We start from the raw sequence: 15601 nt of genomic DNA, 5'->3' as shown, positions 1-15601 counted from the left end.
TTTAATTTGAGGAAGAGGGCAGTAATATCCTGAAAGTAGCTCCCTGACCCGGTCGTCCATCGGCCGTGATGTACCCATTGTGATTCTCGACAACCTTCTGAACAATAGCCAGTCCAATACCTGTTCCCTGATATTCGCTACGGCCATGCAAGCGCTGGAATACCTGAAAAATCCGTTCAGCGTAGTGTGGATCAAAGCCAATTCCATTATCAGTCAGTTCGACCGCATGAAACAGTTGGTTGTTCTCAGGGGGAGGTATAGAAAGCCCCGACTCACGACCACGAAGCAAGCTCGAACTAATTGTAATTTCCGGGATTCGATCGACTTGTACAAACTTCAGGGAATTACTGATCAGATTCTGAAACAATTGGCGCAACTGAGCCATATCACCCATGATGACAGGCAGTTGGCTTATGGTCACGACGGCTTTTTTTTCTGTTATAAACGTTTCCAGATCTATCAATACCTCCGCGACAACACTATTCAGATGAACGGGCTTATGTTCTTCCCGCTTAGCAGAAACACGTGAGTAAGCCAATACATCCTTGATCAGTACCTGCATACGGGCAGCAGCCGACTGCATCCGTTGGATCATATCTGCCCCCGAATTGCCAATGAGTGGCGCATATTGAGCCTTAATAATATCGCCAAATGCCTGAATCTTACGCAGTGGTTCCTGTAGATCATGGCTGGCGACATAGGCAAACTGCTCCAGGTTACGGTTCGACCGTTGCAGTTCGATTACCGATGTTTCCAGTTGCTGCTGAAGTTGCTTGAGCGATGTATAATCGCTAAAGGTTACCAGTACTTCGTCGCCCATTTTGGTCGACATAATATCGAGCCAGGCATCGATCCCGCCACCATCATAATGAAAATCGAACCGCTGTGGCTCACCGGTTTGATAGGTTTTATTATAAAGTTCGAACAGACCGTTATTTTTATAATCAGGGAACCACGTGCTTCCTAATGCACCCATAACCGTTTCGGTATCCTGGCCAACATAAGACGCTAGTTGCCGGTTGGCTACCCGAAACCGGAAATCAATGACGCTCCCCGTTTCATCACGTACTGGACTAAAGAGAAAAATACCAGTTTGCGATGTATCGATTACGGTCTGCAATTCAGCCCGGGATCGTTCCAGTTCCTGCTGCGCCCGTTTCAAATCGGTGATATACTGGAAGACAGTGAGCACATCCTTTTCCTGTTTGACCATCGTAATTTCAGCCCACAGATCGACACCGTCGTCCGAAAAATGATGTTCATACTGCTGCGTCTCACCCGTTTCGAGAACAATCCGTAACCGATCAAAGAATCCCTTCTGCGCTGCTATTGGAAACATCGTAAACAGCGTGTTTCCCTGCATATACTCCACTGATCGACCGGTGGCGGTAGCCGCTACCGGATTAGCCAGCTTATACCGAAAATCGATCACCTCATTACTTTCATCCCGTATGGGTTCATAGAGTACGAGTGCAGTCGGGGAGTTATTGATTACCGTTTGAAGCAGATCGGCTGTCTGGCTGATTTGCTGTTGGGCTCGCTTGGCTTCCGATATATCAGAAAACGTAACGACAAAACCATCCCCTAATTTCATGGCCGAAACGGCAACCCAGAAATCAAGTCCGTCATAACCATAATACGTTTCCATACTGGTACGCTCACCCGTCTCGACGGTGTGAATGTACATTTCCAGCATGCCCGACTTTGCATTCCCAGGGAAGATTGACAGCATGGATTGCCCGATCATATCGTCGGGCGAACGACCACTCAACTGGCTGGCAGCTTTGTTGATCGCAATGAACGTAAAGTCTGTAATTACCCCCAATTCGTTCCGGATGGATTCGAAGGCCATAATCCCGTTGGTCGAATTATCGAGTACACTGTTGAGCAAATCAGCCTGTCGTTTGTTTTCGGCTGCGGCTTCCTCAATGACCTGTTTTACGCGTTTACTCTCTGTAATGTCGGTATAGGTAATGACGAGTCCGTTACCAAACGGAGCCAGGGCCATATCGTACCAGACATCGCTGTGTAAACTCTGACTATGCTGTGGATCGCCGGTTTCGGTTACGTTACAGAATTGGTCAAACAATTCTGTTTGCTGGAGATCCGGAAATACCTCCAAAGCCCGTTTGCCAACAATATCGTTTGCGTCAAGTCCACGGATATCAGCCCCGGCTTTATTGATCACCGTTACGACAAAATCGATAATCTTTCCGGGTAAGCCATCCGGTGCGGTTTCTCGGATGGCTTCCATCGCCTTTATACCATTTGGCGAGCTATTCAAAACGCTGTTGAGTAGATCAGACAGGCGCTTATATCGCAACAAATCCTGCTTTTGCTGCGTGATATTGACTCCCGTTACCACGCATCCATCACCAAGTTTTGTGATGGCCGTATCATACCATTCCTGGACATCCGGGTAGTAATGCTGCGCCCAAACGGGCTTTCCGGTTTCAATAACCTGGCAAAAGAGGTTAAACTGGCCTGTTTCCCGTGAACTCGGACGAAACCCCAGCAACGTGTTACCCATTACCTCTTTGCCATACCGACTCATAACATCCTGGCGACCAGCCGGATTGGCCAGCCTAACCCGAAAATCCTGAATTTGGCCTGCGGTATCACGAATCGCTTCGTAAACAAAAACATTATTGAGCGACGTATCCAGTATCGTTTGCAGCAATTCCGTCTGGGACTGCTTTTCCTGCTCAGCCGCTTTTAAGGATGAAATGTCGCGGGTGACGCTGAGAACGCCATCGCCTAATTTAGATCGACTTATCAGATACCATCTATTCAGAATAGTATTGAAGTATGTATCTTCATCAGGTTGGCCTGTTTCGTATAGGACGCACATTTTCCTGAAAATCTGTGCCATATACACCTGATCGTGCCGGTTATCGCCCAGCAGGAGTGTCCCGATACTCACCTGATACTTACCCTGGCTATACTCCTCTGCTTTTTTATTTACATAATCAATCCGAAAATCAACGATCTGATTGCTCTTATCGCGGATCGTTTTCATCCAGATCACTGCATCCGGCAATGCATCAAGAAGCTGAGAGAACTGGATATCGGGCGATTTATCGGTTAGCATTCTCGGCAAAAGCAATTTTCGGTAAAGGTCTGATAGCTAACCAAATACACATCCTATAGTAGTAAAAGCAGTTGTCAGGCAGCTTTCGCCAAACGTCTACCAGCCTAAGCAATCAGCGAAGATACGTAATTTATGATGTAAAAATCATCCTAATAGACAGACTGTCTACCAGAACCATTATCCTAAACAATGGTACTTGATTTTGGTGTATCTTTAGTGCTTGTGTTACCTTGAAACAACTTTCCTCTTATGCTTCACAACCTGACTACTCGTCGAAAACGTGTTCGACTTCTATTGGTACTTTCGGTCATCATTCCGCTTGTCGGACGCGCCCAGGACAGCCCAACCTACCAGACCCCTCCCAAAGCCCTGGCCGATCTGGTAACCGTTCCGCCCACGCCGAATGTCAGTATGTCGGGCAAGGGTGATGTCATGCTCATTCTCGAACAGGCGTCTGCACCGGGAATTGCCGAACTAGCTCAACCCGAGTTCAAACTAGCTGGTCTGCGCCTGAACCCCGCAAATAATGGCCCCAGCCGAGCGCGTTACATAACCGGCCTCAAAATCAAAAAACTGACGGATAAGGATGAAAAAACCATTACCGGCCTTCCGGCAAATCCACTCATCAGCTATGTACAGTGGTCGCCCGATGAGACTAAAATAGCCTTTACCAATTCAACCGATACCCGTATCGATCTGTACGTTGCCGATGTAGCTACAGCTGCAGCACAGAAAATTGGCACAATTGCCCTCAACGCAACTCTCGGAACACCCTATCACTGGGTATCGGACAGCAAAAACCTGATCGTTAAAAGTATCCCGGCCGGACGTGGTCCGGCACCCGAAATCAGTCGTGTACCCAGTAGCCCGACCACTCAGGAAAACGTCGGTGGCAAACGCGGCCAGGCCCCAACGTACCAGGATTTGCTCAAAAACCCGTCCGACGAGCGGCAATTTGCCTACTATACCACAGCACAAGTTGTTCGGCTGGGGCTGGACGGAACAACAACGAACATTGGCCAGCCGGGCATCATTCTTTCCGCTGATCCGGCACCAAATGGCCAGTATGTGATGATCGAAACAGTTCATACTCCTTTCTCATACCTGGTTCCGGTCTATCGGTTTCCGCTGAAAACGGAGGTTTATGCGATAGCCGGTTCACTGGCCAAAACGCTCAACGACGGCCCGTTGCAGGAAACCGTGGCCTACAGCCCCGATGGTGCTCCCAACGGCCCACGTGAGTTTGCCTGGCGGGCCGATGCTCCGGCTTCGGTCTATTACACGGTAGCTCAGGACAACGGCGATCCTAAAGTAAAGGCAGACATTCGGGACAAGGTCTTTCTGACAGAAGCTCCCTTCTCGGCACAACCCAAAGAGATTTACGCAGCTCAGTTCCGGTTCGAAGGCTTCGAGTGGGGGAATGAATCGACTGCACTGGCCAATGAGCGCTGGTGGCAGAACCGCAAAACAATTACCAAAATCGTTAATCCGGCTACCTGGCAAACGTCCGTTTTGTTTGATCGGTCGTACGAAGATCGTTACACAAACCCTGGCCAACCCGACACGAAGCAGAATCAATATGGTCGCGACGTATTAAATATATTACCTAGCGGAGAGTTGATTATGTTGAACGGACTAGGTGCATCGCCCGAAGGAGACCGTCCCTTTGTGAGCCTGCTCAACCTGAAAACCAAGCAAAATCGTGAGCTATGGCGGTCGGCGGCCCCTTATTTCGAGCGGCCCATTGCCGTACTGGATGCTACTCGGCAAGTGATCTTAACCACGCGCGAAACGCCCGATGAAAACCCAAACTATTTTGTCAGAAATCTGAAAGCTCGTATTGCTCCGGTTCAGGTTACGTTCTTCCCTCACCCCTATCCGCAACTGAAAGGGATTCAGAAACAGCAGCTTCGCTACAAGCGCTCAGATGGCGTCGACCTGACGGCTACGCTTTACCTGCCTGTTGGTTATAAGAAAGAGCAAGGTCCACTACCGACCTTCCTGTGGGCCTACCCTGCTGAGTTTAAAAGCAAGGATGCGGCTAGTCAGGTATCGGGCTCGCCCTATCAGTTTAACCGGATCAGTTACTGGGGAGCGGCTGCGTTCGTAACCATGGGTTACGCCATTCTGGACAACGCCAGCATTCCCATCGTAGGCGAGGGCGATAAAGAACCGAACGACACCTATATTGAGCAGTTGGTAGCCAGTGCCAAAGCGGCCATCGACGAAGGCGTCCGGTTAGGTGTGGTCGATTCAAGTCGTGTGGGTGTGGGCGGCCATTCATACGGCGCATTTATGACGGCCAATCTACTGACTCACAGCAAATTATTCAAAGGTGGCATTGCCCGCAGTGGTGCTTACAACCGTACTCTGACCCCATTTGGGTTCCAGAACGAACAACGTAGCTATTGGCAGGCACCGGAGGTGTATAACAAGATGTCGCCGTTTATGAATGCCGACAAGATGAAGACTCCCCTATTGCTTGTTCATGGCGAAGCGGATAATAATACGGGGACGTTCCCAATTCAGTCGGAGCGGTATTACAATGCGCTAAAAGGCTTTGGCGCAACAACGCGGTTAGTATTCCTGCCCTATGAGAGTCACGGCTACACGGCCAAAGAATCGTTACTGCACATGCTGTGGGAAATGAACGGCTGGCTCGATAAATACGTCAAAAACCCAGCCGTAGCCGGACAGGGCAACAAAGCAGGAAAAGTTGGCGGAGGAAAATAACCTACGACTAAATCCTTTAGATGGCTGATCCGTCAATTGACCATCCTCAGAATGACTACAAAAAATTACGGCTTCGGTTCATGTTTGCATGCGCCGAAGCCGTAATTTTTTGTACTCACATTCAGAGTCTCCGGCAAACGGATGACGCATCGGGCAGTAGAGCAATCAGAACCCATGATAAGCCACTGGCTGCTGATAAACGTATCGTATAAATTTAGTGGGTACGGTAAATCTATACGAGTAGAACTTTACGCACATTGCACCTTGCACCGGCTATTGGCTTACCTTTCACTAAGAAACACCGTTGTGAATCAAGCAGGTAAAAGCCTCTTCTTTACATTTGCCTGTCATATGCGTCTAAAAGATAAACTTCCTCTCAGTTACCTTCTATTTACAAGCAGGGGCCGTATCAAGCGAGCTACCTACTGGATAGTCTCCGCATTTATCTGGAGTACATTCTACGTACTGCATACCGTGCTGTTTGACTTCGTGGGCGAAGGGGCGACGTATGCACTCTACCCGCTCCTGATCGGCTCCCTGTTCGCAACAGCCACAAAACGGCTGCACGATACAAATCACTCTGGCTACTGGCTGCTTCTGGTGTTGATTCCGGTTCTTGGCCCAATCTGGCTGATCTATCAACTGGGATTCAAAAAGGGAGATTCGCAGAAAAACAAATTCGGGACAGTTCCTGATGAAGCCGCTGATTATTTCAAAAACGATACCGGTCAGATAGTCGCGCACCATAACAGCCCGGAACGCATTATCAATGATGTCACTCAGCTCAATCCGGTTATTGTGGCAGAGGTTTTTCGGCCCGAATCTGTAGCGGAGTTGCAGGAACGACTCCGAACAACTACGGGCCCTGTATCGGTAGGTGGTGGACGGTTCAGTATGGGTGGACAAACGGCAAGTCCAAACAGTCAGCACATCGATATGCGTGGTCTGAATCAGGTCATTCATTTCTCGAAAGATGATCGCATCATTAAAGTGCAGGCTGGCATCCGTTGGTGCGACATCCAGCGGTTCATTGACCCCCACGACCTGAGCATTAAAATCATGCAGACCTATGCCAATTTTACCGTTGGCGGAGCGCTGAGTGTAAACTGTCATGGCCGCTACATGGGGCACGGCCCGCTCATTCTGGCCGTCCGTTCCATTGACATTGTGCTGGCCGATGGGTCGCTTGTTCAAGCCAGTCGTACCGAAAATCCAGATGTATTTTTCGGCGCTATTGGTGGCTATAACGGGTTGGGAATTATTGTAGCCGTCGAGCTAGATCTTGAAGCGAACCTGGCCGTTCGGCGTGACCATTACAAACTGGCCCGTTCAGCCTATCGTTCCTACTTTGCCAATACCATCCGCGATAATCCCGAAGCGGTTTTTCATAATGGCGATATGTATCCGCCCGCCTTTACAAACATGCGGGCCGTTACGTGGGTTAAAACAACCGAAAAGCCAACCGTCAAAATGCGCCTGATGCCACTTCGGGAATCCTATCCGCTGGAACGATATTTTATGTGGGCATTTACTGAGACATTCTTCGGTAAATGGCGACGTGAACACATCGTAGACCCGCTTATCTACCTGAGCCAGCCCATTCATTGGCGCAATTACGAAGCAGGTTACGATGTCGCTGAACTCGAACCGAGATCACGCACGAAACGCACCTACGTATTGCAGGAATATTTTGTTCCTGTTCGTCACTTCGACGCTTTTTCGGAGAAAATGAGTGAGATATTTAACCGCTATCGGGTCAACGTTATCAATGTCTCGATTCGCCATGCACTCCCCGATTCGGGTTCGTATCTGGCCTGGGCGCGCGAAGAAGTTTTTGCCTTTGTGGTCTATTATAAACAGCGGACCAATGAAATCGCTAAAAATGAAGTAGCTATCTGGACGCGCGAACTGATCGATGCGGCTATATCGGTCGATGGGGCCTATTATCTTCCCTATCAGGCGCATGCCCTGCCGGAGCAATTCCATCAGGCTTACCCAAACGCTAGAAAATTATTTGCACTCAAGAAAAAACTCGATCCCGCCTTTCGGTTTCACAACGTATTCTGGGATACATACTATAACCCCTCTACTTTCTAAGCCATGACACCAGTAACTTCTGAATTTCACACTGTTTTCGATGAAACGAAACCCCGCGATGCGTTTTACCGCTTTCTACAGGTCGTTTTTCACCTCTATCCCGAAGATAAGTTTCACCACCTGATTCGCGAAGTAACGAAAACCGAAACGTCGGACGAGCGTATTTATAAAACTGTACAGGATCGCCTGCCCAGCATCAAGCCGTTTCTGTCAGAACTGACCTATGCGCTTCCTGCCCTAAAAACGCAGAAAAAAGAAATGACCCGGCAAACGCTGGAATTGCTGCCCAAAGGAGCCCAGATAAACGGTTACGTTGAAATTGGGTCACCGGGCCGCTACATCAGCCATCTGCGTAAACACCTGCCTATCAGCGGGCCTATTTACCTGATCAACGATGTTGCCCCAACCAACAGCCCTGCCGATATTATGGAACGGGGTCAGTTAGGCAAAATCGGCACTTTTGTTGAACTGAATGATTACGAGCCGATTAGCCCAGATGCGATTGCCAGTGAGAGTGTCGATCTGGTAACCTGCCTGATTGGTCTGCACCACGCCCGACCCGAAAAACTAGCGGGCTTTATCAACTCCATCCGGCGGATTCTGCGGCCTGGTGGCTGGTTTATTCTGCGCGATCACGACGTAAAAACCGCTGACATGGCCAAGTTTGTATCGCTCGTGCATACGGTTTTTAACCTTGGCCTGAACATCAGCTGGGAAATCGACCAGCAGGATTATAAGGGATTCAAACCGATCGAGGAATGGAGTCGGCTCATTAGTCAGGCGGGATTTAGCGATGCGGGCAAACGGCTCCTTCAGGCCAATGACCCATCGGATAATACGCTGGTTCTGTTTACGAAAATTTGATAGCCACTCCCATGCTTAGGCTCCCGATTCTGACGGTTATCATGGTCGTACTGGCCATCTTCCTTTTCCTCCGCAAAGGGCGGCAGTCATTAACGACTCCGGCCGGTACAGGCTGCGTTGTGCCGAAAGAATGGCTGGTCAGCAATCCAAATCCGGTCACACCCACCGAGCACATCCGACCCGCCGATCAGACATTCCTGACCTATCCCGAATGGTTTCTGGTTCATAGCCCCGCCGAAATCGCCGACTACGCCCAAATCCGCACCACGACAACGTTCCCATACATGAGCCACGTTAAACAGCTCTGGCAAAGCTATGGTGTGGTGTATGATCAGATCAAGGGCATTTTCGCATTCAATACGGGCTACCACATCATGATCTGGGTCATTGGTGTCAGCACAACGGTCGAATATGCCATGAAAGCGCTCTACGAAATCATCGTTGGGCGGCTAACGAACCCAACGCAGGGCGCTATCGTGACGGATGAGGATACCTTCAACACAACGTTTACGCAGGATTACGTAGACTTTATCCGCGTATCGCCCTGGTACGAGTTCGACTTTACGTCCCGAATTCCCAAACTATTGACGGGAACATCGTTTTGGGGGCCACATTTCCTGCGCAAGTGTGATCGCAAATATATGCTGCTGACGGAGTTACTCGTGAAAGCGGGCTATGGTTACCTAATCAAACTTGGCACCAAAGCCTCCTACGACGACGCTTTGCCGACAACTGCGGTCATTATAGACAAACTACCTGCTACCCAAAGCCCAACCTCCCAATCTCCTGCCCAAACATACCCGGATGGCTCGGCCTTACTGATGTTGCCCCGTTATGAAGCCTTTCATCCGGCTGTGTCGGCTTTAGTTCAGCAGGGTGCAAGCTTCCGGGAAATTGCCGGAAATAACTCGGCCATCCTGATAACTCTATTGGCTCCCGAAGCCTGGAAACCAGCCTCGCCCGATTTCCAGCTGGTATTTACGCAGCCCATTCTCACCAAACCCGGCCTGAAGCGTGTGGCCCTGGTAACGCCCGTCCGTTGGCTGGACAAAACCGTTCGGTTCGTAACCGAGCAGGGCGTTAAGATTGAGCATGTGTATGATTATTGAGCAACCAATATAGTTTGGTACTATAGGACGGATGTAAAATCATTATTACGTTTTCTCCCATCATTCCCCTATTTTTATCGGCTTATTAACCAATAATCCGAATACTAACCTATGAAAAGACAATTCCTCACAACCTTATTACTCATTCCTATAATCGCCGTAGCTCAGCCTAAAGCAAAAAAAGCAGCAACTCCAACGATTGATCCTGATAAACAGGCTGTCATTGCGGACCTCGACAAACGGTTCCCAGAATACGCTACTATTTCAAAACAGATCTGGACTTTCGCGGAACTTGGCTATCAGGAAGAAAAAAGCTCAGCCCTACTGGAAGAACAATTAAAAAAAGAAGGTTTTGATGTTCAAACAGGTGTGGCTGGAATTCCCACAGCTTTTGTAGCTACCTACGGTTCAGGCAAACCCGTTATCGGTATTCTGGGTGAATATGACGCGCTGCCAGGACTGGCAACCGAAGCCAAACCTGAATTTACGCCCATTGCGGGACAAAAAGGCGGGCACGGATGTGGCCATAATCTCTTCGGAACGGCGTCGGTAGCAGCTGCTGTTGAGGTGAAAGACTGGCTCAAAAAATCAGGCCATGCCGGAACGGTCAAAATTTACGGTTGTCCAGCCGAAGAAGGTGGTTCGGCCAAGGTGTATATGGTACGCGAGGGTCTGTTTAATGATGTAGACGTTGTGCTGCATTGGCATCCTGGTGCTCAGAATGCTGCCGATGCCGGTACATCGCTGGCCAATAAGAATGCAAAGTTTCGGTTTAAAGGGATTGCGGCTCACGCTGCTGCATCGCCAGAGCGCGGTCGATCGGCGCTGGATGGTGTCGAAGCGATGGATTACATGGTCAACATGATGCGCGAGCACATTCCATCCGATACCCGTATTCACTATGTCATTACGCGCGGTGGTGAAGCGCCAAACGTCGTTCCGGCTTTTGCGGAAGTTTATTATTACGCTCGCCATAAAGACCGGGCAGTCGTGCAAAGTGTCTGGAAACGCATTGAAAATGCGGCCGAAGGCGCAGCCAAAGGAACGGGCACACAGGTAAGCTGGGAAGTGTTGGGCGGTGTTTATGACTTGTTACCCAACGTAACTCTGGCCGAAGTAATGCACCAAAACCTGAAAACAGTTGGCGGGGTGAATTATACCCCTGAAGAAACAGAGTTTGCCAAGAAAATCAGCGAGACGTTCGACCGGAAAGTCCCCATCGAAGAAGCAGCTACCGTAAAAGACTTCCGCGATGCTTCTGAAAGTGCGACCAGTGGCGGCTCGACCGATGTTGGCGACGTAAGCTGGACGGTGCCGACCGTGGGTTTATCAACCGCTACCTGGGTTCCGGGCTCATCGGCACACAGCTGGCAGTCTACGGCAGCCAGTGGCATGAGCATTGGCCAAAAGGGAATGATCGTAGCGGCCAAAACACTCTCCATGACAGCCCTCGATCTATTCAAAACACCGACACTCATCGAGAAAGCCCGCGCGGAGTGGGTCAGGAAGCGGGGTGCCGACTTCAAGTATGAAGCACTGCTCGGCGATCGGAAACCAGCGTTGGATTACCGAAAATAATGCACGAATGAATGAAAGAGCGAACGAGTGAGTAGTCGGGTTTCGGCAAAGTACCTACCTTTGCGGTAGAATTCTAAAGAGTGAAGAAGTGAATGAGCGAACGAGCGGTTTCCGCCAGTCACATTCGCCCCTTCACTCTTTCACTCTTTCCTTCTTTAAACATGCTTCGAACGCATACTTGCGGAGAACTCCGCCTTACTGACAGCAACAATACGGTCACATTGACCGGCTGGGTCCAGACAATTCGTGATAAGGGTGGCGTATTGTGGGTTGATCTACGTGACCGCTATGGTATTACACAACTTCTGCTTGAAGATGGCCAGACCTCGCCCGAACTTTTTGCCATTGCCCGCTCACTGGGCCGCGAATATGTTCTGAAAGCCACTGGCACAGTCATCGAGCGAAAGTCAAAAAACCCGAATCTGCCCACCGGCGACATTGAAATCAAGGTCACATCGCTTGACATTCTGAACCCGGCCAAGTTACCACCTTTCCTCATCGAGGACGAAACCGACGGTGGCGACGACCTGCGGATGAAATACCGATACCTGGATCTGCGCCGGAATCCTGTTCGCCGAAACCTTGAGCTTCGCCATCGGATGGCCCAGCAGACACGTCTGTACATGGACGGCCAGAATTTCATTGAGGTCGAAACGCCGGTATTGATCAAGTCCACGCCCGAAGGTGCACGGGATTTTGTGGTGCCAAGTCGGATGAATCCGGGCGAGTTTTATGCTCTTCCACAGTCTCCCCAAACATTTAAACAGTTGCTGATGGTATCGGGCTTTGACCGCTACTATCAGATTGTGAAGTGCTTTCGCGATGAAGATCTCCGTGCGGATCGTCAACCTGAATTCACACAGATCGACTGCGAAATGTCGTTCGTGGAGCAGGAAGATATTCTGAATATGTTCGAGGGCCTGGTGCGGCATCTGTTCAAAGCGGTAAAAGGGATCGATATGGTCGAAGTGCCACGCATGACCTATGCCGATGCCATGAAACGCTATGGGTCTGATAAACCCGATACGCGCTTTGGTATGGAATTCGTCGAACTCAAAGGCACTTTCGATACGGTTGATATGACCTCCGGGAAAGGTTTCGGCGTGTTCGATTCGGCCGAACTGGTTGTGGGTATCAACGCGCCGGGTTGCGCTCACTATACGCGCAAGCAGCTCGATGAACTAACAGACTGGGTGAAACGCCCGCAAATCGGCGCTAAAGGCCTGATTTATGTCCGCTATAACGAAGACGGTACGCTAAAATCGTCGGTAGACAAGTTTTATGCGGAAGGCGATTTAAAAGCCTGGGCTGCGCACTTTGGCGCTAAACCTGGTGATTTGATGCTGCTCATTTCGGGCGATTGTGCTAAAGCACGCAAACAACTGAACGAACTTCGGCTGGAAATGGGCAGTCGGTTAGGTCTGCGCGACCCAAACGTATTCAGTGCGTTATGGGTTCTCGACTTCCCGTTGCTCGAATATGGCGAAGAAGAGAAACGGTGGTTTGCCATGCACCACCCATTCACATCGCCAAAACCGGAAGATATTCCACTGTTGGAAAACGACCCGGGTTCGGTTCGGGCCAATGCATATGACCTGGTTATCAATGGAACCGAAGTTGGTGGGGGTTCTATCCGGATTTTCAACCGTGACCTACAGGCGCGGATGTTTAGTATTCTGGGTTTCTCGGATGAAGAAGCCAAAAATCAATTTGGCTTCCTGATGGATGCCTTCGAATACGGAGCTCCACCCCACGGTGGTATCGCATTTGGTTTCGACCGGTTGTGCTCACTCTTTGGCGGAGCCGATTCTATTCGCGATTTCATTGCCTTCCCGAAAAACAATTCTGGCCGGGATGTGATGATCGACTCGCCGTCAACCATTTCGCAAGCCCAATTAGATGAACTAAAGATTGCAACGGTAGCGAAGTAAACTTATAAACAGCGCGAGTGGAAACTTCGCGTAACCAGAGTCTGACAGACAACCCCTGTTTGTAGACTCTGGTTACGCGAAGCTCTCACCCGCGCTGTCTTTACAGTCAAAAACTATGTTTACTTACTTAAAGGTTATGCGTTTATTTATATAATAAATACTTAGTATCCTTTATTGCCATATTACACCTAGAGATAGCATATTAAAAAACTAAATTACTCTATATCAACTCATTGAGTTACGATCTAAAATTCTATAAAAATTAGGGTGCCAATTAAGCCGAAAAGGCTATTTCTTCAAAGCATAAACTAATGTATTAAGTTAGCCCATTTTGGCAACTTGATAAGTATATACATCTAGCATTTCATGAGATAATAGTTTATACTTGGCGGCCATTATCACGGCATTACGCAACCCTATCCGACATGAGCGCTTCTGTACGACCAATACTACTGGTATTGCTTATTCTATATTCTGCGCGATCCTTTGCTCAATTAACCATCACGAGCCCAGTACCCCGAATTGTTTATCAACGAAATCAGGCAGACGAAGCCACAATAATCATAACAGGTCTAGCTCCGCCAACGGCTACAACCATCGAAGCGAGATTTATGCCGATGGCCGTTGGGCAGGGCGAAGTAACAGCCTGGACACCTCTCTCATTTTTGCCATCATCTAAAGCATTTCGAGGATCTGTTCTTGTGAAAAAAGGGCAATATCGCCTGGATGTTCGAGCGAAAACAGGCAGTACCGTAGTAGCCGAAACGTACGTCAATCGGGTAGGTGTCGGCGAAGTATTCGTGTTGGCCGGTCAGTCGAACGTGTATGGTGGACTACAGCGTGTTCCAAGTTCCGAAGAGGATCGCGTTTCGTGTGTTGATTTCCGGCAGGAAACGATCAACGAATATCTGCTTCCTTTCCGGTTTAGTAATGTTAGCTACGGGAGTAATATAGGGCCAAGTCAGCCTCCACACCTTTGGAGTATTCTGGGTGATCGACTCGTTCGTCGGCTCAATGTACCGGTTATGTTTCTGGGCGCGGCATTAGGTGGTACCTCAAGCGATGAATGGAAACAATCGGCGGCCGGTAACCTGGGAAATACGCCTAATTCATCCGTGTATAGACGCTTGGGTATCGCTTTATTGCACTATGTATCCCGAACGGGAGCACGCGCCGTTCTCTGGCACCAGGGTGAAAATGACCTCATGACCAGTACTCAGACCTATTTCGACAATATTCAATATGTCATCAACAAATCCCGTCAACAGACAGGCTTCAACCAATTAGCCTGGATGGTGTCACGGACCAGTTTTGTAGCTGGCCAAACAAGTGCTACTGTTATTGCTGCTCAAAATCAATTAATTGCCCAGGTTCATGATGTCTTTGCGGGGCCCGCAACAGACAGTATAGTTGGCCCGGAGAACCGCCCCGATGGTACGCATATGCTTGGCGAGGGGCTCTATCGGTTTATCAATACCTGGGAACAATGCCTGAACAGTACGTTTTTCAATACGTCGGTACCATTTACCCCCGTCGATTCATCCGCTTTTATTACTAGTGGTTACACGCTTCCTCTCACCCGCCGACCCGGCGAAACCATTCAGGTAGCTTCTCTTCGGGCCGACGCTCATGAATCTGACAATCAATACGTTGCCCAACTAGTACGGGCTGACAATAACCAGGTTGTATACGAATCTGCCCCCGGCACAGCCAATCCATTGATGGTAACATTGCCTGCCAACTTGCCCGATGGGCAGTATCGCATGCGAACAAATTCGACTCATCCCGTTACTTTAGGTACTCTTGGCGAACCTTTTCAGGTACATCAATCGGCAACACCCACCGCTACTCAGCCTTCAATTCAGCTGACAACTAGTGGCGGAACAACCGACCCGGCCATACAACGTTTTGCCTACCGATATGAACCAAAAAGTCATGGTTTTTTCGTAATGGTTCGATCAGATATTCCGGTAGAAACTCAAGTTATTAGTATAGACGGCGGGAGTTTCGGCAATTCGGGCTGGAATGTGGCCTCGCCCAGCAGTCAGGGACCCGACTATGCCGAATTTGCCGATTTCAATTATCTGAACAATTACCCCCCAGCGCCTTTGGTGTTGGGGGGGTTGAGCCTGGCCGGTATCGGTTAGCCGTACGACGCCAGGGTGATTCGGGCTCAGGCTTCTGGTATGATGTAAGCC

At 49.5% G+C, this 15601-nt stretch carries 8 protein-coding genes; 7 read left to right on the top strand and 1 reads right to left on the bottom strand.

Annotated elements, in window-relative coordinates; translation table 11 throughout:
- Position 1: 1 nt before the first annotated feature.
- Positions 2 to 3091: a PAS domain-containing protein gene (locus G8759_RS08145; protein ID WP_167206853.1), complete on the bottom strand. Its 3090-nt coding sequence runs from the start codon at positions 3089 to 3091 to the stop codon at positions 2 to 4.
- A 249-nt stretch (positions 3092 to 3340) separates the two neighbouring features.
- On the opposite strand from G8759_RS08145, the gene G8759_RS08140 reads away from it, so the two are divergent.
- The 7 genes from G8759_RS08140 to G8759_RS35805 all read left to right on the top strand — a co-directional run bounded on the left by G8759_RS08140 (position 3341) and on the right by G8759_RS35805 (position 15550).
- The gene (locus G8759_RS08140) at positions 3341 to 5824 is read left to right on the top strand and encodes a S9 family peptidase (protein WP_167206851.1); all 2484 of its coding nucleotides are present in this window, start codon (positions 3341 to 3343) and stop codon (positions 5822 to 5824) included.
- A gap of 351 nt (positions 5825 to 6175) precedes the next feature.
- On the top strand, positions 6176 to 7921 hold the full coding sequence (locus tag G8759_RS08135; protein WP_167206849.1) for an FAD-binding protein: 1746 nt from the start codon (positions 6176 to 6178) through the stop codon (positions 7919 to 7921).
- 3 nt (positions 7922 to 7924) lie between these two features.
- A complete protein-coding gene (locus G8759_RS08130; protein ID WP_167206847.1) occupies positions 7925 to 8785 on the top strand; it encodes a methyltransferase domain-containing protein in 861 nt (286 codons plus the stop codon).
- A gap of 11 nt (positions 8786 to 8796) precedes the next feature.
- Positions 8797 to 9894, top strand: coding sequence for a hypothetical protein (locus G8759_RS08125; RefSeq protein WP_167206845.1), 1098 nt, complete (start codon positions 8797 to 8799; stop codon positions 9892 to 9894).
- A gap of 111 nt (positions 9895 to 10005) precedes the next feature.
- Positions 10006 to 11472, top strand: a complete 1467-nt coding sequence (locus G8759_RS08120) for an amidohydrolase (protein WP_167206843.1) — start codon at positions 10006 to 10008, stop codon at positions 11470 to 11472.
- 161 nt (positions 11473 to 11633) lie between these two features.
- Positions 11634 to 13403, top strand: a complete 1770-nt coding sequence (gene aspS / locus G8759_RS08115) for an aspartate--tRNA ligase (RefSeq protein WP_167206841.1) — start codon at positions 11634 to 11636, stop codon at positions 13401 to 13403.
- A gap of 425 nt (positions 13404 to 13828) precedes the next feature.
- The gene (locus G8759_RS35805) at positions 13829 to 15550 is read left to right on the top strand and encodes a sialate O-acetylesterase (RefSeq protein WP_232074176.1); all 1722 of its coding nucleotides are present in this window, start codon (positions 13829 to 13831) and stop codon (positions 15548 to 15550) included.
- Positions 15551 to 15601: the final 51 nt, after the last annotated feature.

The organism is Spirosoma aureum, assembly GCF_011604685.1.
In the GTDB taxonomy this organism is placed as follows: Bacteria; Bacteroidota; Bacteroidia; order Cytophagales; family Spirosomataceae; genus Spirosoma; species Spirosoma aureum.
Note: the sequence above shows the minus strand (reverse complement) of the source record. Positions and strands in the feature narration are given on the sequence as shown.

Excerpts from the sequence above, each read along its gene's own strand:
- G8759_RS08140 (WP_167206851.1), top strand. The coding sequence starts at position 3,341 with ATGCTTCACAACCTGACTACTCGTCGAAAACGTGTTCGACTTCTATTG.
- G8759_RS08130 (WP_167206847.1), top strand. The coding sequence starts at position 7,925 with ATGACACCAGTAACTTCTGAATTTCACACTGTTTTCGATGAAACGAAA.
- G8759_RS08120 (WP_167206843.1), top strand. The coding sequence starts at position 10,006 with ATGAAAAGACAATTCCTCACAACCTTATTACTCATTCCTATAATCGCC.
- G8759_RS08125 (WP_167206845.1), top strand. The coding sequence starts at position 8,797 with ATGCTTAGGCTCCCGATTCTGACGGTTATCATGGTCGTACTGGCCATC.
- G8759_RS08145 (WP_167206853.1), bottom strand. The coding sequence starts at position 3,091 with ATGCTAACCGATAAATCGCCCGATATCCAGTTCTCTCAGCTTCTTGAT.
- aspS (WP_167206841.1), top strand. The coding sequence starts at position 11,634 with ATGCTTCGAACGCATACTTGCGGAGAACTCCGCCTTACTGACAGCAAC.
- G8759_RS35805 (WP_232074176.1), top strand. The coding sequence starts at position 13,829 with ATGAGCGCTTCTGTACGACCAATACTACTGGTATTGCTTATTCTATAT.
- G8759_RS08135 (WP_167206849.1), top strand. The coding sequence starts at position 6,176 with ATGCGTCTAAAAGATAAACTTCCTCTCAGTTACCTTCTATTTACAAGC.